This window comes from Azospirillum melinis (assembly GCF_013340935.1).
Lineage (GTDB): Bacteria > Pseudomonadota > Alphaproteobacteria > Azospirillales > Azospirillaceae > Azospirillum > Azospirillum melinis.
This window is the reverse complement of record NZ_WHOS01000032.1, coordinates 35,507-61,516: the sequence shown is the minus strand read 5'-3', so window position 1 is coordinate 61,516 and position 26,010 is coordinate 35,507. Positions and strand designations below refer to the sequence as shown.

At 69.9% G+C, this 26,010-nt stretch carries 28 protein-coding genes; 15 read left to right on the top strand and 13 right to left on the bottom strand.

All coding sequences use genetic code 11. The features are described 5' to 3' along the window. Positions 1–112: 112 nt before the first annotated feature. The gene (locus tag GBZ48_RS22140; protein ID WP_174472987.1) at positions 113–1,144 is read right to left on the bottom strand and encodes a ParB/RepB/Spo0J family partition protein; all 1,032 of its coding nucleotides are present in this window, start codon (positions 1,142–1,144) and stop codon (positions 113–115) included. Beyond that, entirely contained in the window at positions 1,141–1,884 is a 744-nt protein-coding gene (locus GBZ48_RS22135; protein WP_174472986.1) for a ParA family protein, read from the bottom strand. Before GBZ48_RS22135 ends, GBZ48_RS22140 begins: the two co-directional genes overlap by 4 nt. Positions 1,885–2,383: 499 nt before the next feature. Between GBZ48_RS22135 and GBZ48_RS22130 the strand changes: the two genes are divergently transcribed. The 13 genes from GBZ48_RS22130 to GBZ48_RS22070 all read left to right on the top strand — a co-directional run bounded on the left by GBZ48_RS22130 (position 2,384) and on the right by GBZ48_RS22070 (position 14,980). After that, positions 2,384–2,719, top strand: a complete 336-nt coding sequence (locus GBZ48_RS22130; RefSeq protein ID WP_174472985.1) for a hypothetical protein — start codon at positions 2,384–2,386, stop codon at positions 2,717–2,719. An 81-nt stretch (positions 2,720–2,800) separates the two neighbouring features. Next, the gene (locus GBZ48_RS22125) at positions 2,801–3,478 is read left to right on the top strand and encodes a lytic transglycosylase domain-containing protein (RefSeq protein WP_174472984.1); all 678 of its coding nucleotides are present in this window, start codon (positions 2,801–2,803) and stop codon (positions 3,476–3,478) included. Positions 3,479–3,522: 44 nt separating this feature from the next. After that, complete coding sequence (locus tag GBZ48_RS22120; RefSeq protein WP_174472983.1) at positions 3,523–3,891, top strand: TrbC/VirB2 family protein; 369 nt, start codon at positions 3,523–3,525, stop codon at positions 3,889–3,891. Position 3,892: 1 nt separating this feature from the next. Further along, on the top strand, positions 3,893–4,231 hold the full coding sequence (locus tag GBZ48_RS22115; RefSeq protein WP_174472982.1) for a VirB3 family type IV secretion system protein: 339 nt from the start codon (positions 3,893–3,895) through the stop codon (positions 4,229–4,231). Then, positions 4,224–6,611 carry a VirB4 family type IV secretion/conjugal transfer ATPase gene (locus GBZ48_RS22110; RefSeq protein ID WP_174472981.1) on the top strand — a complete coding sequence of 796 codons (2,388 nt, stop codon included), beginning with the start codon at positions 4,224–4,226 and terminating at the stop codon, positions 6,609–6,611. Before GBZ48_RS22115 ends, GBZ48_RS22110 begins: the two co-directional genes overlap by 8 nt. Before the next feature lie 31 nt (positions 6,612–6,642). After that, the gene (locus GBZ48_RS22105; protein WP_174472980.1) at positions 6,643–7,371 is read left to right on the top strand and encodes a type IV secretion system protein; all 729 of its coding nucleotides are present in this window, start codon (positions 6,643–6,645) and stop codon (positions 7,369–7,371) included. 3 nt (positions 7,372–7,374) lie between these two features. Continuing rightward, positions 7,375–7,785, top strand: coding sequence for an EexN family lipoprotein (locus tag GBZ48_RS22100; protein WP_174472979.1), 411 nt, complete (start codon positions 7,375–7,377; stop codon positions 7,783–7,785). A gap of 6 nt (positions 7,786–7,791) precedes the next feature. Further along, positions 7,792–8,853, top strand: a complete 1,062-nt coding sequence (locus tag GBZ48_RS22095) for a TrbL/VirB6 family protein (RefSeq protein WP_174472978.1) — start codon at positions 7,792–7,794, stop codon at positions 8,851–8,853. Between the two features lie 220 nt (positions 8,854–9,073). Further along, the gene (locus GBZ48_RS22090; RefSeq protein WP_174472977.1) at positions 9,074–9,793 is read left to right on the top strand and encodes a VirB8 family type IV secretion system protein; all 720 of its coding nucleotides are present in this window, start codon (positions 9,074–9,076) and stop codon (positions 9,791–9,793) included. Further along, positions 9,790–10,650, top strand: a complete 861-nt coding sequence (locus GBZ48_RS22085) for a TrbG/VirB9 family P-type conjugative transfer protein (protein ID WP_174472976.1) — start codon at positions 9,790–9,792, stop codon at positions 10,648–10,650. Before GBZ48_RS22090 ends, GBZ48_RS22085 begins: the two co-directional genes overlap by 4 nt. After that, positions 10,647–11,762, top strand: coding sequence for a type IV secretion system protein VirB10 (gene virB10, locus GBZ48_RS22080; RefSeq protein ID WP_174472975.1), 1,116 nt, complete (start codon positions 10,647–10,649; stop codon positions 11,760–11,762). Before GBZ48_RS22085 ends, virB10 begins: the two co-directional genes overlap by 4 nt. Next, positions 11,759–12,832, top strand: coding sequence for a P-type DNA transfer ATPase VirB11 (gene virB11, locus GBZ48_RS22075; RefSeq protein ID WP_174472974.1), 1,074 nt, complete (start codon positions 11,759–11,761; stop codon positions 12,830–12,832). Before virB10 ends, virB11 begins: the two co-directional genes overlap by 4 nt. A 15-nt stretch (positions 12,833–12,847) precedes the next feature. Then, positions 12,848–14,980, top strand: a complete 2,133-nt coding sequence (locus tag GBZ48_RS22070; protein ID WP_174472973.1) for a type IV secretory system conjugative DNA transfer family protein — start codon at positions 12,848–12,850, stop codon at positions 14,978–14,980. 523 nt (positions 14,981–15,503) lie between these two features. Here GBZ48_RS22070 and GBZ48_RS22065 read toward each other — a convergent pair. The 11 genes from GBZ48_RS22065 to GBZ48_RS22015 all read right to left on the bottom strand — a co-directional run bounded on the left by GBZ48_RS22065 (position 15,504) and on the right by GBZ48_RS22015 (position 24,713). Further along, a complete protein-coding gene (locus GBZ48_RS22065; RefSeq protein ID WP_174472972.1) occupies positions 15,504–15,989 on the bottom strand; it encodes a response regulator transcription factor in 486 nt (161 codons plus the stop codon). 69 nt (positions 15,990–16,058) lie between these two features. Continuing rightward, on the bottom strand, positions 16,059–16,331 hold the full coding sequence (locus GBZ48_RS22060) for a LuxR C-terminal-related transcriptional regulator (RefSeq protein WP_174472971.1): 273 nt from the start codon (positions 16,329–16,331) through the stop codon (positions 16,059–16,061). Between the two features lie 93 nt (positions 16,332–16,424). Beyond that, a complete protein-coding gene (locus tag GBZ48_RS22055) occupies positions 16,425–16,904 on the bottom strand; it encodes a hypothetical protein (RefSeq protein ID WP_174472970.1) in 480 nt (159 codons plus the stop codon). Positions 16,905–17,053: 149 nt separating this feature from the next. Further along, entirely contained in the window at positions 17,054–17,494 is a 441-nt protein-coding gene (locus tag GBZ48_RS22050; RefSeq protein WP_174472969.1) for a glycine-rich domain-containing protein, read from the bottom strand. Positions 17,495–17,508: 14 nt separating this feature from the next. After that, entirely contained in the window at positions 17,509–18,324 is an 816-nt protein-coding gene (locus GBZ48_RS22045) for a helix-turn-helix transcriptional regulator (protein ID WP_174472968.1), read from the bottom strand. 461 nt (positions 18,325–18,785) lie between these two features. Continuing rightward, positions 18,786–19,676, bottom strand: a complete 891-nt coding sequence (locus GBZ48_RS22040; RefSeq protein WP_174472967.1) for a DMT family transporter — start codon at positions 19,674–19,676, stop codon at positions 18,786–18,788. A gap of 11 nt (positions 19,677–19,687) precedes the next feature. Then, on the bottom strand, positions 19,688–19,960 hold the full coding sequence (locus tag GBZ48_RS22035; protein WP_174472966.1) for a ribbon-helix-helix domain-containing protein: 273 nt from the start codon (positions 19,958–19,960) through the stop codon (positions 19,688–19,690). Positions 19,961–20,285: 325 nt separating this feature from the next. Further along, positions 20,286–21,392, bottom strand: a complete 1,107-nt coding sequence (locus tag GBZ48_RS22030) for an SLOG family protein (protein WP_174472965.1) — start codon at positions 21,390–21,392, stop codon at positions 20,286–20,288. A 501-nt stretch (positions 21,393–21,893) separates the two neighbouring features. Then, complete coding sequence (locus tag GBZ48_RS22025) at positions 21,894–22,739, bottom strand: DUF932 domain-containing protein (RefSeq protein ID WP_174472964.1); 846 nt, start codon at positions 22,737–22,739, stop codon at positions 21,894–21,896. A 103-nt stretch (positions 22,740–22,842) separates the two neighbouring features. After that, complete coding sequence (locus GBZ48_RS22020; protein WP_174472963.1) at positions 22,843–23,613, bottom strand: hypothetical protein; 771 nt, start codon at positions 23,611–23,613, stop codon at positions 22,843–22,845. After that, positions 23,562–24,713 carry a ParB/RepB/Spo0J family partition protein gene (locus tag GBZ48_RS22015; RefSeq protein ID WP_343049627.1) on the bottom strand — a complete coding sequence of 384 codons (1,152 nt, stop codon included), beginning with the start codon at positions 24,711–24,713 and terminating at the stop codon, positions 23,562–23,564. Before GBZ48_RS22015 ends, GBZ48_RS22020 begins: the two co-directional genes overlap by 52 nt. Positions 24,714–24,739: 26 nt before the next feature. On the opposite strand from GBZ48_RS22015, the gene GBZ48_RS22010 reads away from it, so the two are divergent. Both GBZ48_RS22010 and GBZ48_RS22005 read left to right on the top strand, forming a co-directional pair. Next, a complete protein-coding gene (locus GBZ48_RS22010) occupies positions 24,740–24,931 on the top strand; it encodes a hypothetical protein (RefSeq protein ID WP_174472961.1) in 192 nt (63 codons plus the stop codon). 63 nt (positions 24,932–24,994) lie between these two features. Further along, on the top strand, positions 24,995–25,900 hold the full coding sequence (locus GBZ48_RS22005) for a relaxase/mobilization nuclease domain-containing protein (protein WP_174472960.1): 906 nt from the start codon (positions 24,995–24,997) through the stop codon (positions 25,898–25,900). Positions 25,901–26,010: the final 110 nt, after the last annotated feature.

Sequence of the window (26,010 nt, the reverse complement as noted above, 5' to 3'; positions counted from 1 at the left end):
CCAAACATATCCTGCCCTCCCCCTTCCCTCCCTAATCCTCGATGCCGTCAAAGACCCGCTTGCGTTTGCACCGTGCAAAACCTGCGATGCGCTTCGCCTCCCAATAAGCCGGTCACTCGACGCGCACGATGCGCAGATCGGCCGCCTTTACCTCCGCGACGCCGCTGGCGTAGGCCACCAGCACCAATCCGGCCCCGCCGGCCCGCCGATCGACGATCAGGCGGCCCTCCGCCCCGTCGCCGGCCGTAACAAGGAACACCGGCTGCTGCACCGTGCCGACCGCCGTTGGTCCCGGGGCTGCCTTCAGCTTCGATTCGTCCTTCTTCCGCCCATACCCCTCCGGCATGGTGGGGTTTGTACCGTGGAAAAGGTCACCGTGCGGGAGGCTGGCAGCCGGCACGCTGGTGCCGTCATGAACTGGATCCGGGGCCGCAGATGCTGGCATCGGCCGATCTGGAACGAGGCTGCCGGTCGGTCGGCCGGTGATGGCGCCGACAATCCGACGCGCATCGGTGATGGTGAGGACCACGTCGGCCGCTGGCAGGGCGTCGAGCACGGCGTCGGGGGTCTTGCGCCATTGCCGATAGAGGTCGTAGAGCGCCCGCATGTCGGCATGGTCCATGCGCGCCCGCAGTTCGGGCGGAAAGTTGACGGCTTGGCGGAACGCCGAAACTTCATACCCCTTGAGTGCGCAGATTGTGGCGATCTGCTTGCCGGTGTGCCCGTCTGCCGCCAGCCGCCTGATGGCGGTTGCGAGATCGCTGTTGGACAGGGGGGCGCGGTGCTGGTTCTCGATCACTTGGCCAGCGAAGTCGCCGTCGCCCGCCCGCCGGATCACCGCTGGGATGTCGGCAAGGCCGGCCAGCCGGGCGGCTCGCAGCCGCCGCGCCCCGAAGGCGAGCCGGTACCGCCCGTCCACCGCCGGCCGCACCACCACCGGCTGCACCACGCCGTGCGCGCGGATGGATGCGGCCAAGAGCGCCAACTCCTCTTCCTCAAAGAGGGTGCGCGGCTGACCGGGGTCCTCGTCGATGTCGGCGAGCGGCAGGTGCAGCACCTCACCCTGCCCTTCGCCCAACGCCGCGCGCAACGCCGTAAAGCTGGCCGCGGCGAAGGCGGCACGCGGTTTGACCGGCCCGCTCATGGCCGGAGTTCCATCCGCTCGGCCACGGTGGCGAGCACGCCGCGAATCTCCGAAGCCGCCTCGCGCGCCGCACTGCCCGGCATCGCCCAGACCGGCGCGCGGTCGCTGGCGGCACGGGCATAAGCATCGCGCTTGGCCAGCAGGCCGGGAAACAGCAGCTGGCCGAGGTCGGCGGCCAGGCTCTCGAACAGCGCGCGCTCGCGCCGGCTCTTGCGGTCGAAGATCGAGGGCAACAGCCCGAGAAACAGGGGCTCAGGCCGGTCATAGTGCCGCGCCACCCCTTTGATGGCGCGTAAGAGTTCGGCCACCCCCTGGAGCGAGTAATCGTTGATGCCGATTGGCGCCAGCACCGCGTCGGCTGCCAAGAGGGCGCCAAAGGTGCGGTTCGTCAGCGCCGGTGGGGTGTCAATCACGCACACGTCGTAATCGGTCGCCATCGCCGCAAGGCTGTCGCGGAAGGTGGCGATGCAGGCGCGTTCCGCCCCTTCCACGCCGAGCAGGTCGCGGGTCGAGCGGGTGACGGTCAGGCGGCCGGCTTCCGGCACCCGGGTCGGGCGGACGAACAGGTCGACGCTGTCGACCCGCCCAAGATGCGCGCCCAGCGTGGCGGTGAGGTTGGCCTGCTGGTCGAGGTCGATCACCAGCGTGCGGAAGCGCTCGGCCAGATACCAGCCGGCATGGGCGGTGAGACTGGTCTTGCCGACCCCGCCCTTCTCGTTCATCACGGCCAATGTTTTCATCGGACCTCCTCAAAGGGGGGTGCCCAGCCGCACGCCGTCCCCAGGCCGGGCCCGCACCGGGGCGTTTTTACAAAATCGCTTTGATCGTCGGCGAAATGTCGGCTCAGCGTGCGTGACTACAAAGGCGACCGCCGTTCGCGTCCTCCTTGCACGAACGAGTCCCGGAAGACCGGCAGAAAGCCGCTTTTTGTCCCACCCCACTGCGTGTTCGCGCGGCAATGATTTTCCCGTTTCCGCTGTATCCAGCCTGCCCTCCGCGATTGGTGTTTTTATAAAAACACCGTCCTTTTTTTCATTCTAAACGCCTGTGCGCTCTTCCAAGGGAGGCCCACGGAATGATGAGGTGCCTATCCGCAAGTACCACTCGCTCCAGCTGCGCTTGCGCTGGTAAGACAGCAGCGGCAGGCGGGACGCCTCACGACACTGGCTGGCTGCGGCCGGTCGACCGGGCCGGGCCGCCCTGTCGGCGCGCAGGGGGGCGGAACGGCGGGAGCGGGGCTTGGCGACCGGGTTGCAGGAAGGCGAGATCAGGCAGGCCCTCCAGGAGGGCGGTCGCATCCGCAATGTTCTGGTCGTCACCAAAAGCATCGGCCGCGCAGTCGAGCATCTCGCCTATCTGCGGGCGAGTTGGCGGCGCGACTTCCTGCCCTTGCGCACCTGGAACGACCGCGGCGACCGCACCTACCGCGACCTCGACCGCCTGCTCACCCTCATCCGGGTGGAGTTCGGCTTTGCCGGCTGCGTTCCGGTCTACCTCGCCGGCGACCCCGAACTCGCCCGCTACAAAGCACTCGCCCAAGACTTGGCGGCGACCGGACCGCTGCCGCTGGACTGAGACGCCGGGCCTTGCCCACCCGTCGGCCCGGCTCTGGGCGGCCGGTGCCGGTGCCGCCTCTCTCCGGCCGGGAGAATGGCGATGACCCTCTCAATGGCGCTTTTCCTCCAGCTGGCCGCCACCTGCGGCCCAGGGGTGCATGTCGGCACGCTCGCCGCCGTCGCCCACGCCGAAACCGGCCTCGATCCGCTGGCGATCGGCGATGCCAGCGCTGGCTGCTCCCACCGCCCGTCCAGCCCCGCCGCCGCAGTCGCCCAGGCGACCGAGCACTTGCGCCGGGGTCATTCTCTCGATCTTGGCTTGATGCAGTTGAACAGCACCACCCTGGCCCAACTTGGCCTCAGCGTGGCCGACGCTTTCGAAGCTTGCCGTAACATCGCCGCCGGCGCGCGGGTGCTGGCGGGCGGCTTCGATCTCCAGGACGGCGAGGATGGTCAACAGGCGCTGGTGCGGGCGCTGTCGCGTTACACCGGCTCGCCCTCCCGCGGCGTCGCCAACGGCTATGTCGCCCGCGTTCATGCCGCGGCAACCGCGGTGGTGCCGGCGATCCGGCTGGAGGGGACAGCAAATTCCGATCCCGAGAGGCCGGCACCCTCGCCGCCCGCAGCCGCGGCGGTCCTCGAGCCGGAGCCGCCGGCCTGGGATGTCTACGCGCGGGCCCGTCGCGACCGCGAGCGCGCCCTGAGGCCACCGCCGCTGCCGGCCATACCCGCTCCGCACCCGCCGGACCGCCCGCCGGCACCGGAGGGCCGACCCTAGCGTCCTGACAAGCCCCCAGCCCAGTTTCGAGGAGGCCTTCGTCCATGGTCAACTTCCACTCCGTGCCCGCCCTGCGCCCGGCTGCCGGGCCCGCCCTCATCAGCGCCCGCGCCGGCCGCATCCGCCACTCCCACCTGACGGCGCTCGGCGTCGGATTGCTGGTATTGCTGGCCACCGCCCCCGCCTTTGCCCAGGCGGCCGGCGGTGGCGGCGACCTCAGCACCTTCCTGCAGAATCTCGTCAACCTCCTCACCGGCACCCCCGGGAAGCTGATCGCGGTGATCGCTATCTGCATCCTCGGCATCGGCGCGGTGATGGGCGCGCTCAGCCTGCGCACCGCCGGCGGCGTGCTGCTCGGCATCATGCTGATCTTCTCCTCCGCCTGGATCGTCACCCAGATCGTCGGGGCCTGACATGGAGGCCGACATCCTCGTCGAAGACCCGTTGTTCCTCGCCTGCACCCGCCCGGCGATGTGGCGCGGCGTGCCCTTGGAGGCGGTGGCGGTCAACGGCATGGCCACCAGCATCGTCTTCGTCCTGGCCGGTAACCCCGCCTGGCTGCTGATCGGCGTCGTCCTCCACCACGCCCTGCGGGTTCTGGTGGCCCGCGACGTCCATCTGTTCGGCACACTGCGGCTGTGGGCCGACACCAAGGCGCGTGCCCGCAACACCGGCTATTGGGGCGGCTCCTCGGTCAGTCCGCTGCCGCTGAGGGCCGCCCGCAGCACCCGGGAGGTCCGCATCCATGCCTGACACGGCGCTTTGGACGCGCGAGCGCGAGCCCGACACCTATGTCCCATATCTCGGCCACGCCGCCCCCGGCACGCTGCTGCTCGATGACGGCGCGCTGCTCGCCATGATCGAACTCGGTGGCGCTGGCTTCGAGATGGCGGCGGCCGCTGAGGTCAATGCCCGCCACGCCCGGCGCAACCTGCTGCTGCGCAACATCGCGTCCGACCGGCTGGTGCTTGCCACCCACACCGTCCGTACGCTGGACAACGACCCTTGCTATCCCGCTGCCCCTTGCGCCAGCGCCTTCGCCCGTGAGCTCGACGCCGCCTACCGGGCGCGCCTGCTGGCCGGCGGGCTGTTCTGCAACCGTCTTTACCTGTCGGTGCTGCTGCGCCCGGCCGGAGCCGGCGAGCGCAGCCGGCTGGCCAGCCTCTTCGCCCGGCGCCGGCGCGGCGACCTTGCCCGCCCGGCCAGCCCCGTGTCCCTGGAGGCGCTTGATGCCATCGTCGCCACTCTCCTCGCCGAACTCGACGACCACACAGCCCGGCGTCTGGGCTTGCGCGAGCAGGGCGGCGTGCTGTTCTCCGAGCCGGCCGAGGCCTTGCGGCTGATCTTGACCGGGCAATCGCTGTCGGTGCCCTTGGTCAGCGGCCATCTCGGCGGCGCGATCTACACCGACCGCGTCATCGTCGGGCGCGAGGCGATCGAAATCCGCGGTCCCGGCGGCTCCAGCTATGCCGCCGCCTTCGGCCTGCGCGAATATCCCGCCACCAGTTGGCCCGGCATGTTCGACGCGGTGCTGGCCGCCCCCTACCGCTGCGTGCTGACCCAGAGCTTCGGCTTTCTCCCCAAGCAGGCGGCCCAGGCCGTGCTGACCCGCAAACAGAACCAGATGGTGACGGCTGAGGACAAGGCGGCCAGCCAGACCGCGGCGCTCAGCGAGGCGGCCGACCTCCTGGCCTCCAACGCCTTCGTCATGGGCGACCATCATCTGAGCCTGATCATCTTCGCCGGCACGCTGGCGGGCCTGCGCGAGGTCGCCGCCCGCGCCCGGCGCGATCTGGCCGAGAGCGGTGCTGTGGTGGCACGCGAGGATTTGGCGCTGGAGGCGGCCTACTGGGCGCAGCTGCCAGGAAACCTGCGGCTGCGCACCCGTCCCGGGGCGATCAGCTCGCGCAACTTCGCCGCCATGGCCAGCCTGCACAACTACCCGGCCGGGGCGGCGCAGGGCCATTGGGGCGAGCCGCTGACCCTGCTGCGCACCAGCGGGGGCACCGCCTACCGCTTCCACCTGCACGCCCCCACCGGCACGGTGAGCGACCTCGGCAACGTCTTTGTCGCCGGGCCGGCCGGTTCGGGCAAGACGACGCTGATGCTGTTCCTGGCGGCGCTGGCCGGACGCCAGGGGGCGCAGGTGGTGTTCTTCGACAAGGATCGCGGCGGCGACATCCTGGCCCGCGCGCTCGGCGGCACCTACCTCGTCCTGCCGGCCGGTGCGCCGTCGGGCCTGGCGCCGCTGAAAGCTCTCACCGGCTCCCCCGCCGACATCGCCTTCCTCAAGAGCCTGCTGCGGCCGCTGATCAGTGAACCGGGCGTCGGACTCGGGCCGGAGGCCGAGCGCCGGCTCGACCTGGGCTTGCGCGCCGTGCTGGCGCTGCCGCCCGAGGCGCGCGCGCTGGGCGAACTGCGCGCCTTCCTCGGCCAAGCCGAAGCCGGCGGCCCCGGCGCCCGGTTGGAGCGCTGGTGCCGTGGCGGCGCGCTCGGCTGGGTGCTCGACAATGAGGCCGACGCCCTGGCGCTCGACGCTCCCTTCTTGGGATTCGACGTCACCGCACTCCTCGACGACCCCATCGCCCGCGGCCCGGTGCTGGCCTACCTGTTCCACCGGGTGGAGCGCCTGCTCGACGGTCGCCGGCTGGTGCTGGTGATCGACGAGTTCTGGAAGGCGCTGCTCGACCCCGGCTTTCGCGAGCTGGTGAACGACAAGCTGAAGACCATCCGCAAGCTGAACGGGCTGGTGATGCTCGGCACCCAATCGCCGGCCGACGCACTCAAAAGCCCGATCGCCCATTCGATCATCGAGCAGTGCCCGACTCAGATCCTGATGCCGAACCCGCGGGCCGACGCCGCCGACTACCGGGACGGGCTGAAGCTGACGGAGCCGGAGTTCCGCGCGGTGCGCGAGGACCTCACCGTCGGCGGCCGGCGCTTTCTGCTCAAGCAAGGCACCGCGTCGGTCGCCTGCGCCCTCGACCTCGGCGGGCTCGACGATCTGGTGGCGGTGCTGTCGGCCCGCGCCGGCATGGTGCGACTGGTAGAGCGGCTGATCGCCGAGCATGGCGCGGCCCCCGCCGCCTGGCTGCCGCACTACCGTCGGCAGTGGCGCAGCGCCCTCACATGACACCGCCCTCACCAAGGATGGAGATCCGGTGATGACCAGACGCCTTGCGCTTCCCACCCTGGCACTCGCCGCCACGCTGATCCCGGCGGCTCCGGCCCCGCCTGCCCGAGCCCAGCTGGCGGTGATCGATCCCGCCAACCTCGCCCAGGCGGTGCAGCAGGTGCAGCAGATGGCCCAGCAGCTGCAGATGATGCAACAGCAGTACCAGCAGCTCCAGCAGACCTACCAGGCGGTCGCCCATGCGCCGTCGGACGCACTGACCGAGCTCGGCCGCCAGCTCGACGTCGAGGCGTTGCGCAACGCCCTGCCGGCGCAAAGCGGCGAGTTGGGCGCGGTGATGACCGGCACCGCGCTCGGACCGGGCGGCTTCGGCACGGCGGCGCAGGGCAATCTGGAGCGCAACCGCGTCTATGCGCCGTCCGGCGCCGACTTTCAGGCGCAGGAGATGCAGCGCAGCGCCACCAGCATTGCCGGGGCGCAGGCGATGGCGAGCGGGCTTTACCAGTCGGCGGCCAGCCGGATCGCCGCCTTGCGGGCGATCGAGGGCCAGCTCGCCAGCGCCGGCGATGCCAAAGCGGTGGCCGACCTCGCCGCCCGCCTCACCGCCGAGCAGGCCTACATCCAGGCCCAGCAGGTGCAGGCGCAATCGCTGGTGCTGTGGCAGCAGGCGCAAATGCGCAACCAGGACCAGCGCGAGCAGGAACGGCGCCGGCAGTCGATTGACGCGCTGATCGACCAGGCCAAGGCGCGGGGAGGCTGAGCGATGAGCGGCACACCATTCCGCCAGTGGGCCCAGCCCGCCCTTCTCGTCCTGGCACTGGCCGGCGGACCGGCGACGGCGCAAGGCTCGCTGGCCACGGAACCGCGCACCGTAAGCTGGTACGCCGACCACCCGCGAGAGCGCGCGCAAGTCCAGCTTGCCTGCTTCGACGACCCCGGCCGTCTGGGCCGCGACCCCGACTGCGTCAATGCCCAGCAGGCCAGCGTCGAAGTGGCCCTGCGCGAGGCGCGGTCGCGCACCGGAACCATGGATCCCAATGATCCAGCCTTCTGGTCAAACGATCCACAAACCCGGCAGGGCAAACTCATCATGTGCCGGCGGACTCCTAGCCTTGATCATTGCGAGGCCGCCAAACGCTCGCTGCTTATCGAAGCTGGAAAAATTCAGAGGTGATCCTCTATGGGCGACATCCAATGGCAGATTTTTGCTTACATCGTCTCCCAGGTAGAGACCCCGCTGGTAGATGCGGTCGCTGATGTGCTGACTGCATTCTTAATCTTCGTGGCTACGCCGCTACGGATCGCTTTGGTGCTGTACATCGCGCTCACCGGCCTGCTCGTCATGCGCGGTGAGATGACTGAGACCGGTGCAGTGCTATTTGGCCGCTTGCTCAAGATGATTCTAGTGGTCTGGGTTATCACGGGAGCCGGTATTTATCAGCAGTATATCCATGATCTCTTTTTCACGACACTTCCCGTAAGTCTCGCAAATGCTCTGACTTCGTCTGGAACTGTCAGCACGGTCAATGCAAACAGCTTCGATCAAGTATGGTTGAAAGCATGGCGGGCCGGTCTTGAGGTATGGCGCACGCTGGGCTGGAGCGACATCGCCGAAAAGGCCGTCGTCGTGCTGTTCTGGGCTGCCGCCATCCTGTCCACCGGCTTCTGCTTCGCCATCTGGCTGATCTCGCGGGTGATCCTGGCGCTCTACATCGCACTCGGCCCGCTGCTCGGCCCGCTGGTCCTGTTCGCCGCCACCCGCGCCATCTTCGAGCGCTGGATCGGCTCGCTGATCTCCTGCGTCATCCTGCAGATCACCACCATCGTCCTGCTCTACATTGTCCTTAGTGTGGAACAGCAGGTTGTCGGCCGAATTGTCATTATGGGCTCGGTGGACCCGATGGTGATGCTGCAGGTGCTGCTCGCCGGGATGATCTTCTTCGCCGTCGCCGCCTATGTCGCCTTCCAGCTGCCGGCTTTCGCCGCCTCGCTGTCCGGCGGCCTTGCTTTCCACACCGGCGCGCTCGCCCGCGCCGCCCAGGGTGCCCTTGGCTCCGTCGGGTACAGCCGGGGGGATGCCCTGGGCGACAGCCACCGTGCCGGCCGTTCCGGTGCGCTCGGCGCGTTGCACCTCGCCGGCTCGGCCGGCTGGCGGGCGGCCGCGGGGGCCGGCCGCGCGCCGCGGCCGCCACGTCGCACGCCTGCCGGCGGCTCCCTCTCCGACCGCGGTCCGCCGGTTTGAGGCGGCGCCGCTGTGCGCTATCGCCCGGAGGCCGCCCTGTCCCTAGGACACCCATCATGAAACAGCGCCTCGCCTGTGCCGCCCTTCTTCTCGCTCTGTCCGCCTGTGCCGGCCAGTCGGGAGCCCCCGAGCCTTCAGGCCCTTACCGCGTGCTCAATCCTGGCCGCTGGACGCCCGCTGCCGGCGACCTGCAGCCTGGGCTGCCCGGGGAGGCAGACCGATGACCGCCCCACCTCCCGCCGACGCTTTCCTAGCCCGCCCGGTCGCCGCCGATCCCAAATTGCTCGACGCCTATTTCGCTCAGGTCGCCAGCTACGAGGCCGACCGTCTGCGCGCCCACCGGCGCACGGCGCGGATCGGCGTGGCGATCGGCGCCGCCGGCGCTCTGGTCGGGCTGGCCGGGGCGCTCGCCGTCGCCGCGCTGACCCCGCTGAAAAGCGTGGTGCCGCTGGTCTTCCGCGTCGACAACACCACCGGTGCGGTGGAGCGCGTCTACGACCTGCAGGGCGGCCCGCTCGAGGCCACCGAGGCCGAACGGCGCTATTTCCTCTGGCAGTATGTCCGCCTGCGCCAGGGCTACAGCGCCGCCGAGGCGCCCGCCAACTTCGAGGCCGTGGCCCTGCTGTCGGCGCCGCCGGTGCAGGCCGACTATGCCGCCGAGTTCCGCGGCTCCAACCCGGCGAGCCCGCAGGTGTTGCTCGGCCGCGACGGCACGGCGACGCTGCGCTGGGTTTCCACCAGCTTTCTCGGCCCCCATCTGGCCCAGCTCCGCTTCGTCCAGCACGAGCGCAAGGGCGATGCCGCGCTGCCGGTCAAGCGCATGGTCGCCACCATCGGCTTCGACGTCGTGCCGGGTCCGGTCAGCGCCTCGGCGATCAACGTCAACCCGCTCGGCTTCGTCGTCACCAGCTACCGCGCCGATGTGGAGGCCACGCCATGATCCCCCTCCGTCCCGCCAGGATGGCCGCCGGCCTGCTGGTCGGCGCCGTCCTGGCTGCCGGCGCCGTCCGCGCCGAACAGGCGCCCAAGTCCGGCGGCTTCGACACGCGGGTCCAGCTTGTCGTCTACAATTCCCTGGACGTCGTGCGCATCGTCGGCTGCCCAACGACCTCGACGCAGATCACCTTCGCCACCGGCGAGGAGATCACCCAGGTCTCCATCGGCGACGCGGAAGCCTGGCTCGCCCAACCGGCCGCCAACATGCTGTTCCTCAAGCCGACCGAGGTCCGCGCCGCCACCAACGCCCAGGTCGTCACCAGACGCGCCGACGGCAGCTTGCGCTCCTACCAACTGCATCTCATCGCCGAGCAAAGCGGGAAGGACACCGGCTGCGCCATCTACGCCGTCCGCTTCCGCTACCCACAGGACGAGCGCGCCGAGCGCGCCGACCGCCGGACCCAGGCGGCGGAGCAGATCCGGGAGCGCGACGCGCAGGCCCGGCTCGCCGCCGCCTGGACCGAGGGACCGCGCAACTGGCGCTACGTCGCCCAGGGCTCGGCCGCGCTGGAGCCGGCCGAGGTCAGCGACAACGGCCGGCAGACGGCGTTCCGCTTTCCCGGCAGCCGGCGCGTCCCGGCGATCTATGCGGTGGCCCCGGACGGCAGCGAGGCGATCGTCCCTGCCAGCATGGCCGGCGACACCGCCGTCGTCCAGACCACCGCCCGGGCCTTCCTGCTGCGCGACGGGCAGGAGGTTCTGCGCGTCGTCAACCGCGGCTTCGATCCGGCCGGCCGCGATCCCGGCACCGGCACCGGCACGCCCGACCTCACCCGCAGCGTCAGGAGCACCGGCCCATGAGCGACGATCCCGGTCCCCCGCCGACTGGCGGCGCGCTCGCCGGCGAGCGTCACGTTTCCGACGTGGCCGGCCGCGGCCCCGGCGTCGGCCGCAAGGCCGGCATCGGCGCGTTGCTCGCCGGCACCGTGCTGGCCTGCGGCGCCATCCTGCTGACCGCTGAGAAACCCAACCTGAATCCGCAGGACGGCCCGCCGCCGCTGGCGCGCCCGGCCATCCGCTACGAGCCCCCGCCACCGCCACTCCCGGTGCAACCGGCGGCCTTGAGCGTACCGCCGTTGCCGCCACCGCCGCTGCCCGAGACGCCGGCGGCGGCACCCCCGGCCCAGACGGCGCCGCGGCAGCCGCCGCGCCTTCTCGTCTACACCGCGACCGCAACCGGCGCCGGCACGGCCGCAGCGGGCGGCCTGGGCAACCCAAACGGCACGGTGGCGCTGGCCGGTGTTTCCGGCGTGCCCGGCGGCGGGCAACCGGCCGCGGGCGCGCTGGCCGCGCGCCTGGAGCCGACCCGGCTGACCGGCGTTGCGGCCGGCCTGCTGAGGAACCAGCCCTATCTGCTGACCACCGGCACCGTCATCCCCTGCATCCTGCAGACCGCGATGGACTCCACCCTGCCCGGCTTCGTCACCTGCATCGTGCCGCAGGATGTGCTCGGCAAGACCGGCCTGACCCTGCTCGACCGCGGCACCAAAGTGGTCGGCGAGTTCCGCGGCGGTGTCCGCCAGGGGGTGGAGCGGATGTTCGTCCTGTGGACCCGCGCCGAGACGCCGCAGGGCGTGGTGATCGCGCTCGACAGCCCGGCCACCGACCCGCTCGGACGCTCAGGCCTCGACGGCGAGGTCGACCGCCATTTCTGGCAGCGCTTCGGCGGGGCGCTGCTGCTGTCCTTCGTCGACGGCGCGATCCAAGCCGGTGTCGCCGCGGCGTCGAAGGAGGGCAGCACCACCATCAACACCGGCCAGACCCAGTCGGTGATCGCCGAGAGCCTGCGCGGCAGCATCGACCTGCCGCCCACCCTGCGCAAGAACCAGGGCGAGCCGGTCAGCGTCTTCGTCGCCCGCGACCTCGACTTCTCCACCGTCTACCGGCTCCAGCCGGCCGGGGCCCCACGATGACGCGCCCTGCCATACGCCTTGGCACGCGACCCGGCGAGACCACCTTGCGCCTGCTGCTGGAACCGCTCACCGCCCTGCTCGCCGATGTGGACGTCACCGAGCTGGTGGTCAACCGGCCGGGCGAGGCTGGGGTGGAGCGGGCGGGCACTTGGTCCTGGCACGCGCTGCCGGAACTCGGCTTCGAGCGGCTCGACGCCATCGCCACGCTGTGCGCCGCCCTGTCGCAGCAGGATGTCGGACCGCAGCAGCCGCTGTGCGCCTCGGTGCTGCCGGACGGCGAGCGGGTGCAGATCGCCCGCCCGCCGGCGGTCGCCGCCGGCACGCTCAGCCTGACCATCCGCCGGCCGTCCCGCAGCACCCCCACCGTCGCCGCCCTGGCCGCCGGCGGGCTCTTCGCCCGCACCCGACCCTCCGGCCGCGCCCCCTCTCCCGCCGACACCCGGCTGAGGGCGCTGCACCGGGCGCAGGACTGGCCGCGCTTTTTCCCGCTGGCGGTCGCGTCGAAGAAGACGGTGGTGGTCACCGGCGACACCGGTTCGGGCAAGACGACAGTCGCCAAGGCGCTGATCGGCGCCATTCCGCTGGAGGAGCGGCTGGTCACCATCGAGGACACCGCCGAATTCATCGGCCTGCCCCAGCGCAACCGCGTGGCGCTTTTCTACAGCAAGGGCGGCCAGGGCCTGGCCCCGGTCGGGCCGGAGGCGTTGATCGAGGCGGCCTTGCGCATGCGCCCCGACCGCATCCTGATGCAGGAGCTGCGCGACGGGGCCACCTTCACCTTCCTGCGGGCACTCGCCGCCGGCCATCCCGGCGGCATCACCACCTGCCATGCCGGCAGCGCCGCCGGGGCCTTCGACGCGCTGCGCCTGATGGTCAAGCAGAACGAGGCCGGCCGCCACATCGCCGATGCCGACCTGCTGGCGCTCCTGCGCCGGCACATCGACGTCATCGCCCACTGCCGGCGCGATGCCGACGGCTTTGCCATCGAGGAGGTCTTCTTCGACCCGCCGGCCGGGGCTCCTCCCGGGGACGCCCCCGGGGGCGCCGTGCCAGTCCACACCGCCGGCTGAGGAGGCGCCCGAGCGATGGATGGCTTCCAAGACTGGCCTCCGGCTGCCAAGGCGCTGGCCGCCCTGGTGGCGGTGCTGGTGTTGGCGCTGCTGTGGTCGGCCATTGCCTCGCTGGTTTTCCTGGCCGGCACCGGCCTGCTCACCGCCGACACGTTGCCTGTGGCGCAGTTTTGGCTCTATCTCCAGCATTACGGCCTGCACCACCCGGTGGCCGGTCCCTGGTTGCGGCTGGCCGCCGCCACCGCCACCGCGGTGCCGGTGCTGCTCTTGCTCGGCCGGCTGGCACGCGGCGGCTGGCCGCGCAGCAGCCGGCCGCTGCACGGCGAGACGCACTGGGCCGGGCGGCGGGCATTGGCTGAGGCCGGCTTTTACGCGCCCGGCGGCGGGCTGTTCGTCGGGCGCGACCGGCGGGACCGCTTCCTGCGCTTCGGTGGACCCGAGCATGTCGTCTGCTATGCCCCGACGCGCTCGGGCAAAGGGGTGGGGCTGGTCATCCCCAACGCCCTGCTCTACGAGGCCTCGCTGGTCTGCCTCGACGTGAAGAAGGAAACCTGGGCGGCGACCGCCGGCATCCGGGCTGCGGCCGGACAGCGGGTGGTACTGTTCGATCCGCTCGCCCCGGATGGGCGCACCGCCCGCTACAACCCCTTCAGCTATGTCCGCCGCGGCACCGTCGACGCCTTCGAGGACATCCAGCGCATCGCCCAGATGGTCTTCCCCCATGCCGGCGGCGACCAGCAGTTCTGGACCGACGCCGCGCGTTCGGCCTTCACCGGGGCGGCCGGCTTCCTGGCGGAAAGCCCCGAGCTGCCCTTGACCTTCGGCGAGGTGCTGCGGCTGCTGTCCAGCGTCGACGGCGCGCGCTCGATGATCGAGCGCATCGAGGCCAGGCGTCGGCGCGGCCGGCCCTACACCGAGGCTACGGTTAAGGCGCTGGAGGATTACCTGAAGGGCTCGCCCGACCTGGTGAACTCGATCCGCAAGACGATCACCGCGCGGCTCTCCTTGTGGTTCAACCCGCGCATCGATGCCGCCACCGCCGCAAGCGACTTCGATCTGCGCACCCTGCGCACCGCGCTGCACGCCGTCTACATCGGCGTCACGCCCGACAACATCGCCCGGCTGCGCCCGCTGCTGGCGCTGTTCTTCCAGCAGCTCATCGACCTCACCGTCCGCACGCTGCCCCAGCACGATCCAAACGCGCGCCACCAGCTGCTGCTGCTGCTGGACGAGTTCGCGCTGCTGGGGCCGATGCCGATGCTGGCCGACGCCTTCGCCTATGTCGCCGGCTACAACATGCGGCTGATGCTGATCCTGCAAAGCAAGGCGCAGCTGCGCGACCGCGACCTCTACGGCCCCGACAAGGCGGCGGCCATCCTCGACAATTGCGGTCTGGAGGTGGTGTTCGGCACCAAGGATTTGGCGCTCTGCGAGGAGCTGAGCGCCCGGCTCGGCTACGACACGGTGGAGGGCACCGCGCGCAGCGGCCCGCGCTTCTGGCGGCTGTTCCGCCGCGACCGTCTGACCCGGACCGAGACCGACCAGCGCCGGGCGCTGCTGCTGCCGCAGGAGATCGCCCGGCTGACGCCGCGCGACGCCATCCTACTGCGCCCCGGGATGGAGCCGATCCGGGCGCGGCGCATCCGCCACTTCGAGGACCCCACCTTCACCCGTCTGCTCCGCCCGGCCCCGGAAGTGCCGGCGATCGACGTTCCGGTGCGCCTCGACCAGGGCAAGGGCTTCGAGCCGATCGCCGCCGAGGCGGAAGCCGGCTCCCTGCGGCCGCCGCGGCCGGTGCGCCGGCGGGCGGCGCAGGCGGCGGGAAAGCCTCGGACAGAGGAGACGGCCAACCAAACCGGCGGCGACGAAACCGGGGCGTCCGGCACCGACGGCCGTCCCTTGCCCCCGGCCGACCGTCCCGCCTCATGGACGCCCTCCGCAGCGGCGCTGCGGCCGCACCAGGCGGACGGGCTGATCGCGGCCATCCTCCGCACCGAGGTCGACCTCGGCGCCTACGGGCTGGAAAACGCCCAGGCGGTGGTGGCGGCCATCGTCGACGCCGCGCCAACCGTCGAAAGCCCCGGCCACAGCCGCGCCACCGACGGAGCGCCGGGCACCGCCATCCCGTCTCCAACACCGAAGAGGTGAGCCGCAGAACGTGTGGACCGCCTGATGGATACCGGCCGCTTGACCGGCAAATCCCTCCTGGCCCCATCCCCTAGCCCGGGGCGTCACCCGCAGGGCCGAGACAGGACCGGGCCTGGAGCCGGCGGACGGCAGCGCTCCAGCTGCCCCGGTGCTGGCTCGGGGAGGAGGCGCCGCCGGCGCCGACGAGTAGGACCGGAGAACCGTGCCCGGTCCGCTGCGGCTTCGCACGCTTCGAAAAACCTTGCGACCGCCGACACGCCACCGGCAGGAAACTTTCCTGTCGCGCGCCCGGCCTGCCGCAGGGCCGGCGGCTCCCGCGGCACAATCGGTGCCTCGCCGCCGGGAGGCCGTCACTGCCCGTCGCCGGCACCGCCGACCCTTGACGAGACTCGACGTCCCCGCCGCCCCTGCGGAGGCAGACGGCTCGACCGGCGGGCCCGGAGCGCCCAGGCATTCCGGCCAACAGGGAGGCGTTGCCGGTGGGCCTGGTGCCGAGGGAGGCATGCGGGTCGGGGCTGTCCGCTCAGACCGTCATCGGACCGGCAGACGAAGCCGGACATCCACCATCACCAGCGGAGAGTGCGGCTTCCCAGAGGCGGCCAAGCTCAAACAGACTGTCGCAGTGAAGCTTTTTCATGATCCGCGATCGATGGACTTCAACCGTCTTCGGACTGATGTTCATCTCGAAAGCGATGGCCTTGTTGTTTTTTCCGTCAGCGAGCCCGCCCAGGACGTCCGCTTCTCGGGGGGTGAGCTGGAAGAGCCGCTCGACGGCCTCTCGCCGTCTGTTCTCGACACCGACGCCGGCTGTTTGCAGAAGCTGTGCAACATGGGAGGATGGGGCACCTGCCTTGGCGATCAGCGCGTCGAGCTGCTCGGAAACGTGGGCGTCCATCACAGTCAGAGCGTAAGCCAGTGCGGGAGATTGCTCCCCAGGCAATGGAGGGTCTGACATCCATAAGGGTTCGTGCTGAGAGATGATGGGGGAGTTTCTGCGGTCGATCGTCATAGGCTTTTCCAGGCTCTGCGGGGGTGCGCTGACGCTGTTCTGCGGGACGGAAGGCGCATGGCCTTCACATCAGCCGGGCATGGTCCGGCCCGCTGTTTTGCGGCCGGACGCCATCTGTGTCGCTGTCGCCTCCCGATTGCTGCCGGCAGCGGCTTCCCACGCGCGCCCGAGCTCGAAGAGGCCGGAACATCCCAGCGTCTCCATGCTGCCGGACCGGTGGCATTCCACTGTCTTGGCGCTGAGGCCGAGATCGGCAGCGATGGCCCTGGTGCTTGTGCCGGCGACCAGACGCGTCAGCACGTCGCCCTCGCGCGCCGTCAGCTGGGCGAGGCGCCCCATCATATCCCGCCCAGCGGACTGAGGGGGGTCCACTCCCCGCCGTCAGCGCCCTGCTGACCGGAACGGCTGACGGCAAGGCGGGCGCGATGTCGGACATCATCGCCCCCTCACCGTCAGGGAGACCAGGGATCGGACGGCGGCGACATAGGCGGCCTCCAGCGTCGGCTGGGGGGCAGACTGCAGGCGGCACCAGGTGCTGTCGGCGCAGTGGGCCACGAAGGCATAGGCGGTACCGCGGTCCATGTGGCGCCGGATGACCGCGTGGATCGCGGTGATCGGCGAAGCCGGGCGGCCGGGCTGATCGCCGACCATGCGCCCGCGCGCCGCCTGCACCAGCTGGGTGAGGGCGGTTTCGATCGTCAGCCCGCCCAAGCCGGCGGCGATGCTGCCGCCGCACCGCTGCTCGAGCATCGTCGCCCGCGCTTCGCAGCGTTCGGCATCCTCCAACAGCATGGAGACGGTACCGGCAGACACTTGATCGACCATCGCCAGCGCGTCGGCGCGGTCATAGGCCGCCCGACGGCGAAGCTGGTCGACGGACAAATGATCGATATACGGTAAATGTGCATCGGGCATGCGCTTGCCCTTGCACCCGCCGACTACGGCGGTATGCTCATGGTTGATCATCACGGCTCCCAAGCTATGTGTGATCGGTTCGATTCGGTTACCGGATTGAACGGCTGCGCCCGCCTGGGCCAACAGGCGGGCGCATGCCGTGCATCGGCTTAGGCAGCCTTGGTCGCGAGCGGATCCTCCTGGTCTTCCCCTGGCTCCTTGCGGAAACAATCGGCGCCGGCCATGTCGTCGTTGGCGTACGCACATTCCGGCATCGACTCACCGAACGGTGCCAGCTTTCGCGTCGCAGCGTATGCAGCCTCATATTCGGCGGTTCCCGTCACGCCAGGCGTATGGTCAATGATCTCGCCAAAGGCCAGCATGCAGTCCTGATGATATTTCTTCGGCCGGCACATATGTGCGTGCCACGCCTTATCGATCAGTTTGGTGGGAACCACAGCAGCGGCCGGATGGGCTGCGATGGTCGCGAGAAAATCGCGGTAGAGCGAAACGGCACGCTCCGCCTGTCCTGCATCCAAACCGGATCGGGTGAGATCAAAAACGATCTCAGAAAGATCGAGTTCATATGCGTTCGAGGTCTTATGCTTCATTTTTCTCTCATATTTTATTGGTTGCCGCTCTTCCGGGCGGCGCCGGTAATCGACGCCAGAACGGATACCCACCTTGACAGCTCAATCTGTCCTTTAACGGCGATGTTCTGACGAGCGAGCTTCTTGAATATATTGTGAAGTTGCTCGCGACCTGTTGCGGGAGACTTTCCAAGAATTTTTGATACTTGGTCATTTGTCTTCCCGCCGCCGATTTCCACTGCGAGCGTCGCCTCAGCCGAAGTCAGACCGAATTGATCGCGCAACAGTCGCGTCACCGCCACATCATCGAGTTTCGCGGACGATATGGCTACAATCGCAGCCACACCCGGCTGATCGGCACCAGCGGTAATGGAGACCGCATGCGGCGCCCCAGGTTGACAGCCCGCGATATGCAGCAACGACCGACCTCCAGGGATTTCCCCCATGGCCGCCATGGCCACTGTGCGCGCAAAGAATGGATCAACCGTTGGATCTATGGCGCGCAGGCGGCCATTGTCATCAACCAAGAAGCCATCGTTACGCTGACACAAACTCTTTGCCGCATCATTGGAGTGAAGCACCCCAGCATCTGGTCCCACCACCACCACGGCCAAAGAGACGCTATCGAGGGCGCGGGCACAACGCTTGGCTTGCTCGTGGCGGCGTATTGCCTCCACGATGCCTGTAACTGGCATGTCTGCGGTAAAGTAGTGCTCAAGGCCGGCACGTTCCGGCTCCACGCGCAATTGTGCGCTCCAGCCCGACCCGATGCGGACATGATTGCAAATCAATCGACGCGGCTGAGTGCGAACAAACTCCAACCTGATGCGTTGCCGGCTGGCCCGCGCCATCGCTAAGCTAGTCTCAAGATCAGGGGGCGCACCAACCTCCCGATTCCCGCCATATTCCCATGCGCGCCGCAGAATTGCCTCGAAGTCGGCAGGGCGTGAGAAGTCGCAGAACTCGTAAACTCTGCGCATCCACTCGCTTGTGTATCTGCATTGATCCTTCTCATCAAACACGACCAATGGCGCCCTTAAACGGGCAGCCATCACCGCCAAATCGGAGAAAGGCGTCGGTATGTCTGACGGAATTGCGAGCATTAAGAAATTTAAATTCCATAGCTGAGTGCAACGCCTGGAACCTTACCAGCGGTTGGCGCCAATCATACCCCATATGCGTTGGGTATGCTCAACTGTAGGCTAACAAAGTTGCCATCACATACTCTGGTATATCGCCATGTCCAATTTGGATAATAATCTTACACAGCACATCCATGCCGCGTATCGCCGCTTGGAACCGTAACCATTTTTTATGCTGCGACTCGGATGCGTCTCGGACGTGCATCCGTCATGGATGTGACATAGGCTGCCGCTGCGATGATGATGACAGCTCCCACCACAGCGTTGACGCCCGGCATCTCACCGAACAGCAAATAGCCGGCCGACAGCGCCACCGGCACATCGATCAGGGTGATAGGCATGAGGACAGCCGGGCTGGCGTGCTTGTAGCTGCGGACGGTCGACCATTGGGCACAAGCCGACAGCACGGCGATTCCGGCCAACCACGGCAGATCGTCGGCCGGCGGTTCCACCATGACAGAGGAGGCCGGCACCGCCACAATGGCGCTGACGAGGATTGCGGCAACCGCCACCACCACAGAAGCGGGGTTCGTCCTGGCAAGCCGGCGCATGGCGATCTGGCTCCCGGCCCCGGCAAAGGCAGCGATGACGAGGGAGGCGACCGCCCAATCCCAATGCGGGGTGCCGATTGCCATCAGGCGCGGCCACAGTGCGACCAGGGCACCGACGATGCCGATCCCCGCGGCGATCCACACCCGCCGGCCGGCCCGCTCGCCAAGGAAGACTCGCTGCATCGGGATGACCAGCAGGACGCGCGTGTACATGAAGGCGGTCACCAGGGCGACCGGGAGTGCCGGCGAGCTGTAGGCATGGACCAGGGCCATGAGGGACACCGCTCCCACCGCGGCGCGGATCAAGTGTCCCTGAGGGTCCTGAAGCTGGCGCAGATGCAGGAAAGCCCGCCATGCCACCACGACCAGGATGAGCCCACCGGCCGAGCGGAAGAGTGCCATCTCCAAGGCTGGAAGCTTCGCAGACAAGTGCTTGATGAGGAGGTTGGCGGCCATGAAGCTAAAGGCAGACGCCAATGTCCAGAGGGCCCCCTTGGTCGCGTGACCCATGGTGAGCTTCCTCAAACGTTTGTTGTCCAGAGGGCTGGCATACCGTGGCTCTGAACTTTCTCGCGTCCAAAACCGCCATGGTCGGGCGACTTGTTGAGCAATTCACGAAAGTGTGACACGGCGGTTACCCGCAGTTTCCTGGTAAGCGGCGCTTCGCCGCGCCCCTCGTCAATCTGGGATACCAGATCGGTCATCGTGAGCCTGCGGTGCTGAGCCACATCCTCCAGGGCTTCCCAGAAGCCCCGTTCCATCCGCACGCTGGTGCGTCGACCATTGATCGTCATGACCCGGCGTATCATCGCATTTCCCTTAAAGTCGATGCATGCGTTGGTAATCAGAGTTCAGAGATGAATCTGTGAAATGGTTTACCCGTGAAAATGGTTCTGATGCGACCGAACGCCGCTGCGGCACAAAATGAGCCCGCCGACCGAAGCCAAACCGTCGGCCCTCATCGGCCCTGCCGGAGGCCCTGTGCGGTGATGGCCGCGAACGCGGCCGCCCGGCGGCGCTCCGCGCCGCCGGGCAAATTTTCCAGGCTTTTGCGTGTTTCCCGCATTTGCCATGCCGGCGGCGAGCCCCCGCCGGACAGGGTGGGGGCTGCCGGTGCGCTCACTGCTGGGTGGGGGCCGGCCGGTAGGCGACGTCGCCGGGCTCCAGCAGGCGGCGCTCGGCGAGGCACCAGACGCGCATCCCCTGGCGCAGGCCGGCGGCGGCAAGGTGGCGCGAGCCGGTGTCGTCGCGGTCGGCGACCAGCACCATCCGCCCCTCGCCGGTCAGGGCGGCGCGCACCATGGCGCCGTTGCGCTCGAAGCCGGCCGCCTTGCCGCCCGCCTGCCAGCGCGGGGCATGGACGATGCAGGGCACGCCGTGCTCCAGCGCCCATTGTGCCGCCAGTGTCTGGACGCCGCGGCGGTTGCCGGTGCGCAGCACCAGCGTGTCGGGGTGCTGGGCGAGCGCGCGGTCGAGTGCTGCGGTCAAGGCAGCCGCGTCGGCGGTCTCGCCGCCCATGACCAGCAGCTGGAACCCCTCCACCACCCGACGCTCGTCGGCGGCACGGCGGGCGGCGCGGGCCTCCTGCCAGTCGCAGGCAACGACGCGGGCGGCGGTAACCTGGGGAACCGCCTGGTTGAAGGAGGAGCGGTGGGCATAGACGTCGCCGGTGACGCGGGCATAGGCGGTGGCGGCGCCGATGGCGGCGGCGCGGGCGAGGTCGCGCATCGCCTCGGCCTGGGCCAGCTGATGCTGCAGCCGCTCCAGGCGCAGGCTGCCGATCTCGGAGGCGGGCTGCAGCCCCTCCTCGTCGAGCTGCTGGCGCAAGGACAGGGCGAGGCGGTCGATGCGCTGGTCGGCCAGTTCCAATTGCCGGTAGAGGGCGTGGCAGAGCGCGCCGAGGATGCCGGCGGCCGGCAGCAGGGCGCGGTCGGGATCGAGCTGGCCGTCGAGGTCCTGGCCGAACACGGCACCATGGTCGAGGAAGGGCTGGGCGATCGCCTGCACGGCCTCCTCGGCCTGCAGGCGGACATCGTCTTCGCTCCAGTCCGCGTCGGGGGCGGGCAGGACCGGGCGCATGGCCTGGGCGACGGCGGGAAGGCGGGCGCGCTGCTCCTCCGCGCGAGCGCGGCCCCGGGCGGCGCGGTAGGCCTGCACCGGGTCGGGGCTGACGGGAGCGGTGTGCGGATGCGTCCTGGCCGGACGGGTGGCGTCGGTGCTATGCATGAATGTCGTCCCTTTTGAGCTTGAACCGTTTGAAGGGATGGCCGGGCGTGGGGAGTTGCCGCTCCCTGCGCCCACCTTTTTTGGGGAGACCGAGAAGACCCCGATCGCTGGTCCCTCCGCCGTCCTCACAAGACCTATTATGCCAGAGGCGCCAAACAAAACAATGGCGCAGAGGATCTAGTTGCCTATCTTTATTTGCATCTTCCAATCATTTCATTGCAATATATCGACAAATCGCGCCGCTTCTCAAGTAACGATGCAGCAAATAATCTGATTTTATTTCTTACTTTCTTCGCCTGATATCCCTTTGTTCGACTGGAAAGGATCATCCCTCCGTCCCGACCTCGGTCCCGCAGGGCGACGCGCGCAGGGGCGGTCAAGGAGGCCCGACAGGCACCGCGAAAGCGGCGCGCGCCAGCGCGTCCTTGACGGCCCCGAGCACGGCGCCACACTGGCCTCACGGGCGGAGGATGACAGGCGAGAGCTGCCGCGTGGCGCATCTCAGACGGCCCTGCCCTCCAACTCCGCCCACGGCTTGCTGTCGATCAGCCGCGCCACCCGTTCCTGGCGGGTGTGCACCGTCGCCATGCGGTTGCCACCGCGCGTGGGATCGTGGGTCGCCCAGTGGGTGAGCGTGTTGAACAGTGCCCACAGCGTGTCGTCCTCACGGCTGCCGACCCAGGCGGTGGTCAGCTGACCGACCAAGGCGTCGCTGGCCCCGGGCAAGGCGCCCAGCACCCGCACCGCCCGGTCGGTGTCGACCGGCACCGCCGCCCAGCGGATCCAGCGTGCGGTCTCGGCGACATAGAGCGCGCAGGCCGCCACCATGCCGCGGGCGAGCGCCTCCATGTCGAGCCCGGCGGAATGGCGGGCCTTGGCGGCGGCGATGTCGCGGCCGATCACCGTGGTGTTGGCGCAGACGAAGCGGTAGCCGCCGCCACGCCAGGACACCGCCAGGCTGCCGTCGTAGCTGTTGAAACCGACGATGCGCAGCGCGGTGACGTCACCGGGGCGGACCTCGACGCTGTGGGCAGGCAGAACATACTGGCGGAACAGCCGGCGGCCGTCGTGGGTGAGGTCGGTCGCCACCAGCATGCCGGTGGTGTCGAGCCCACCGGCGCGCAGGGCGGCGTCGAAGGCGGCGGTGGCGTCCGCGTGCGGCACCAGCTTGTAGCCATCCTGCCAGCAATGCAGCACCCTCCCGGTGTCGGCACGCATCAGGGCGCGCCAGCCCTCGATCGTCCGCCCGGCCGCCCTCATCGGCACCAGCTCAACGGGAAAGAAATTCGGAGCCCTGTGGTTGGCGGGCACGAAGCCGTAGCGCTCCATCTGGTCGATATGGCCCATGGCGGAAGCTTCCTGTGGGGAGTGGGGTTGAGGGACGGTGTGCCCGGACGCTCCAGGCACCCCTGCGTCTTGTCGCGTCCTGACTGGCTGAGCGGCCCTTGTGTCACTCCGCCGCGATGGCGAGCGGAGCGGCACCGGGGGCGTCACCGGCGGCATCGGCGGGAAGGGCGGTGCCGGGCGGCAGCCAAGACGCCGCCGCCGCTTGCGCCGCTGCCAGGGTGCCGCGGGAGACCGACACCGCGCCGCCGGTGAGGTCCGGCCACGCAGCGGGATCGCCACGATGCTCCAGGCAGCGCCCGACCCGCTCGGCCATCTCCGCCTTGCGCAGCCGGGCGACGGCCTGGGCGAAGCCGGGGGCGATGGCCCGGGCGGCCTCCTCGATCAGCGCCTTGGGCAGACGCTCTAGGACAGCCGGACCGGGACGCCAGTCCGCCGCCACCGAGGCGCCGAGCGCGCGCGCCACCTCCAGGCCGATGCCGGCCTCGCCGTGGCCGAGATGGCAGCGCACCGCCACCAGGACGGCGAACAGGCGGGACAGGTCGACCGCCGGGTCGCCGAGGGCCACCCACAGCGCCGGCGGATCGGCGGCGTAACCGCCCGCCTCCAAACCGAGCCGGCCGGCCCAGGCCGCCTGCACCTCCTCCACCCGCCGCCACGCCTGGCTGGCGTACTGCTCGCGCGTTCCGGCGGGAAAGCGGTGCGCGGCCCCGAACAGGCCGCACGGCCCGGCCCCGGGCGCCAACAGGGCGAAGCAGGCCAGCCGCAACGCCATGGCGGGCGTGCCCAGGACAGCCGCCTGGAGGCTCGCCGTGCGCACCGCGCTCAGCTCCCCGCGCACCGCCGCCGACAGCGTCGGCGCCTCAGGCGTGTCCACCGCCCCCCGCCAGCCGGCGGGCCCTCCCAGGGCGGCAGATCGTCGTCCTCCACCGGGGCCGGCTCGGGCTCGCGGCGGCGCAAGCCCTCCACCCACTGCACCGCTCCGTCCGGTGCCAGCACCGCCACCACGCCGCAGGCGCGGCGCTCGTACTCCGGCTCGATGGCATCCAGCCGGTGCTCCAGGAGGGCGCGCTCCGCCTCGGTGAGGTCCGGGCGCTCCAGCTCCCTCTGAAGGCCGGCGACGAGCACCTGCTGCTCCGGCGTCAGCGCCGGCACGGCATGGCTGAAGGCGCCGCGCCAGCTCCAGGCCTGGGGACCGTCCTGCACCTCGACGAAGGCCCAATCGCTCCGCCGCCGCTCGACCTCGGCTTCGAGCGCCGCCCGCTGGCTGGCGAGGAACAGCGCCGGGTCATCGACCAAGCCGTCGTCGGCACCGTCGAACAGGTCGCGGGTCAGCGTGCCGCCGGCAGCCGCATAGGCCTCCAGCACGCCGGGCAGCGCGTTGCCGGCCGGCAGCCGCGCCCGGCGCAGCGCCTCGCGCACATAGCGGGCGGCGTCCACCGGCGGGCACTCCACCACGCGCAGCAGCAGCTCCTCCTGACGGGCATGCGAGGCGGACAGGGTCAGCGCCTCGGCGACCGCCAGCGGGATGCGGCCCTCGCGCAAGCCCTCCAGCACGGCGGGACTGAGGGCGGCCAACGCCAGCCGCTGGCGGACGTAGCGCACCGGCCGGCCAAAGCGCGCCGCCAGTGCCGCCGGCTCGGCGCCGTCCCCGACCAGCCGGGCGAAAGCCAGCGCCTCGTCGGCGGCGCAAGGGGCGACGCGTTGCAGGTTCTCCGCCAAGCTCAGTTCGCGGGCCTCGGCCTCGCGAGCGCGGCGGCACACCGCGGCGAGCCGGGCGGTGTCGGGCCATTTGCCCTCGGTGACCAGCGCACGGGCGGCCAGCGTGCGCCGGGCGCCGGCGACGACCGCGAAGCCGTCAGCGTTGGGGGCTCGGGTGACGACGATGGGCTGCAGCTGGCCATGCACCAGCAGCGAGGCCTTCAGCTCCTCCAGGCCGGCGTTGCGGTGGGAGGTGCGCATGTTGGTCTCGGCCAGCTGCAGCCGGACAGGCCCGCAGCACTGTGCGCGGGCTGACCGGCAACGCGCTCCTCCAGGTCGGTCAATGCCTCGGTCAGGCGGTCCAGCGGTCGGTCCGCGATGGGCTGAGTGCGGCACAGCGCCCGGCAGGTGTCGAGCCGGACGCACAGGCGGTGCATTCGGAAAAGACCGGGGTCCATTGGATGGTCCGGCTGGACACGGCCCTGGCGGCATGACAGTTCATTCACTTGGCCGCCGCCGTCGGCGTCGGCCAGGGCCACTCTTCGCGGGCGCAGACCATGAGCGACGACGATGTCTGGCGACTTCCGCCAACCCGACACGGCCGCGACATCCGGCTCGGACGGGAGCGCGCCCCGCCGTCCCTGCCCTCCGGCGCCAAGGCCCGGTCCGGGGCTCCCGCGGTCAAGACACCGGAAGCGGTGGTGAAGCTGACCGGCCGCGCCCGGGGCGTTGCCGGCCATCTGCTCGCCCAGTTCGACTACATCACCCGCAACGGCAAGCTGCCCGCCGAAACCCACGAGGGCGAGTGCATCACCGAACGCACGCAGTTGCTCGCCCTCCACGACGACTGGCTGCTGGCCAACGCCGTGGACGGCCGGGGCCGGGATGCGGCGAACGCCGCGCAGAGCGTCGCCCTGACGCTGTCGATGCCCCCCGGCACCCCGCCCGACCGGGTGGAGGCCGCAGCCCGCCGATGGGCGCACGACACCTTCGCCGGCACCCACGACTGGGTCATGGTCCGCCACGACGACACAGAGCACCCGCACGTCCACATCGCGGTCCGCGCGGTCGGTGCCGGCGGCCGGCGGCTGGCGCCCGGCCCCGCCGACCTCCAGCTTTGGCGCGAGCGGTTCGCGCGTGAGCTGCGGCGCCTCGGCGTGGACGCCGAGGCCACACCCCGCGTCGCCCGCAACCGGCTGCGCGACGCCGATCCCCCGACCGCCCACACAAGGCGCCGCCACAGCGCAGACCCGCACGCAGCCGATACCGGCGCCGGCCCATCGTCGCCACCGTTGATCGACGAGAGCTGTGATCCCAGAGGGCGGCGGGGGCTCGCCAGCATCCCGCGAAACCCGCAAGACAGCGAGCGTGAATCCGTGCCCCGCTTTCCCCCCCAGTCCGATGACGCATACGAACTGGATGCCCCCAAGCCCACCCGATCCCCTCCACGAGGACGGCGCTGATCCCCAGTTCAGCGCCGCGACGAGGGGAAAGCGCTGATGACGGGCGCCGGGCTGGAAGACGTGCGGCTCGCCAGGGTCACCGAGATCTCTTGGGCGGCGATCGGCCGGAG

What these genes read in the sequence shown, in the direction of transcription:
- GBZ48_RS22140 (WP_174472987.1), bottom strand. Translation starts at nt 1,144, where the DNA reads ATGAGCGGGCCGGTCAAACCGCGTGCCGCCTTCGCCGCGGCCAGCTTT.
- GBZ48_RS22135 (WP_174472986.1), bottom strand. Translation starts at nt 1,884, where the DNA reads ATGAAAACATTGGCCGTGATGAACGAGAAGGGCGGGGTCGGCAAGACC.
- GBZ48_RS22125 (WP_174472984.1), top strand. Translation starts at nt 2,801, where the DNA reads ATGACCCTCTCAATGGCGCTTTTCCTCCAGCTGGCCGCCACCTGCGGC.
- GBZ48_RS22120 (WP_174472983.1), top strand. Translation starts at nt 3,523, where the DNA reads ATGGTCAACTTCCACTCCGTGCCCGCCCTGCGCCCGGCTGCCGGGCCC.
- GBZ48_RS22115 (WP_174472982.1), top strand. Translation starts at nt 3,893, where the DNA reads ATGGAGGCCGACATCCTCGTCGAAGACCCGTTGTTCCTCGCCTGCACC.
- GBZ48_RS22110 (WP_174472981.1), top strand. Translation starts at nt 4,224, where the DNA reads ATGCCTGACACGGCGCTTTGGACGCGCGAGCGCGAGCCCGACACCTAT.
- GBZ48_RS22105 (WP_174472980.1), top strand. Translation starts at nt 6,643, where the DNA reads ATGACCAGACGCCTTGCGCTTCCCACCCTGGCACTCGCCGCCACGCTG.
- GBZ48_RS22100 (WP_174472979.1), top strand. Translation starts at nt 7,375, where the DNA reads ATGAGCGGCACACCATTCCGCCAGTGGGCCCAGCCCGCCCTTCTCGTC.
- GBZ48_RS22095 (WP_174472978.1), top strand. Translation starts at nt 7,792, where the DNA reads ATGGGCGACATCCAATGGCAGATTTTTGCTTACATCGTCTCCCAGGTA.
- GBZ48_RS22090 (WP_174472977.1), top strand. Translation starts at nt 9,074, where the DNA reads ATGACCGCCCCACCTCCCGCCGACGCTTTCCTAGCCCGCCCGGTCGCC.
- GBZ48_RS22085 (WP_174472976.1), top strand. Translation starts at nt 9,790, where the DNA reads ATGATCCCCCTCCGTCCCGCCAGGATGGCCGCCGGCCTGCTGGTCGGC.
- virB10 (WP_174472975.1), top strand. Translation starts at nt 10,647, where the DNA reads ATGAGCGACGATCCCGGTCCCCCGCCGACTGGCGGCGCGCTCGCCGGC.
- virB11 (WP_174472974.1), top strand. Translation starts at nt 11,759, where the DNA reads ATGACGCGCCCTGCCATACGCCTTGGCACGCGACCCGGCGAGACCACC.
- GBZ48_RS22070 (WP_174472973.1), top strand. Translation starts at nt 12,848, where the DNA reads ATGGATGGCTTCCAAGACTGGCCTCCGGCTGCCAAGGCGCTGGCCGCC.
- GBZ48_RS22065 (WP_174472972.1), bottom strand. Translation starts at nt 15,989, where the DNA reads ATGACGATCGACCGCAGAAACTCCCCCATCATCTCTCAGCACGAACCC.
- GBZ48_RS22060 (WP_174472971.1), bottom strand. Translation starts at nt 16,331, where the DNA reads ATGATGGGGCGCCTCGCCCAGCTGACGGCGCGCGAGGGCGACGTGCTG.
- GBZ48_RS22055 (WP_174472970.1), bottom strand. Translation starts at nt 16,904, where the DNA reads ATGCCCGATGCACATTTACCGTATATCGATCATTTGTCCGTCGACCAG.
- GBZ48_RS22050 (WP_174472969.1), bottom strand. Translation starts at nt 17,494, where the DNA reads ATGAAGCATAAGACCTCGAACGCATATGAACTCGATCTTTCTGAGATC.
- GBZ48_RS22045 (WP_174472968.1), bottom strand. Translation starts at nt 18,324, where the DNA reads ATGGCGCGGGCCAGCCGGCAACGCATCAGGTTGGAGTTTGTTCGCACT.
- GBZ48_RS22040 (WP_174472967.1), bottom strand. Translation starts at nt 19,676, where the DNA reads ATGGGTCACGCGACCAAGGGGGCCCTCTGGACATTGGCGTCTGCCTTT.
- GBZ48_RS22035 (WP_174472966.1), bottom strand. Translation starts at nt 19,960, where the DNA reads ATGACGATCAATGGTCGACGCACCAGCGTGCGGATGGAACGGGGCTTC.
- GBZ48_RS22030 (WP_174472965.1), bottom strand. Translation starts at nt 21,392, where the DNA reads ATGCATAGCACCGACGCCACCCGTCCGGCCAGGACGCATCCGCACACC.
- GBZ48_RS22025 (WP_174472964.1), bottom strand. Translation starts at nt 22,739, where the DNA reads ATGGGCCATATCGACCAGATGGAGCGCTACGGCTTCGTGCCCGCCAAC.
- GBZ48_RS22005 (WP_174472960.1), top strand. Translation starts at nt 24,995, where the DNA reads ATGAGCGACGACGATGTCTGGCGACTTCCGCCAACCCGACACGGCCGC.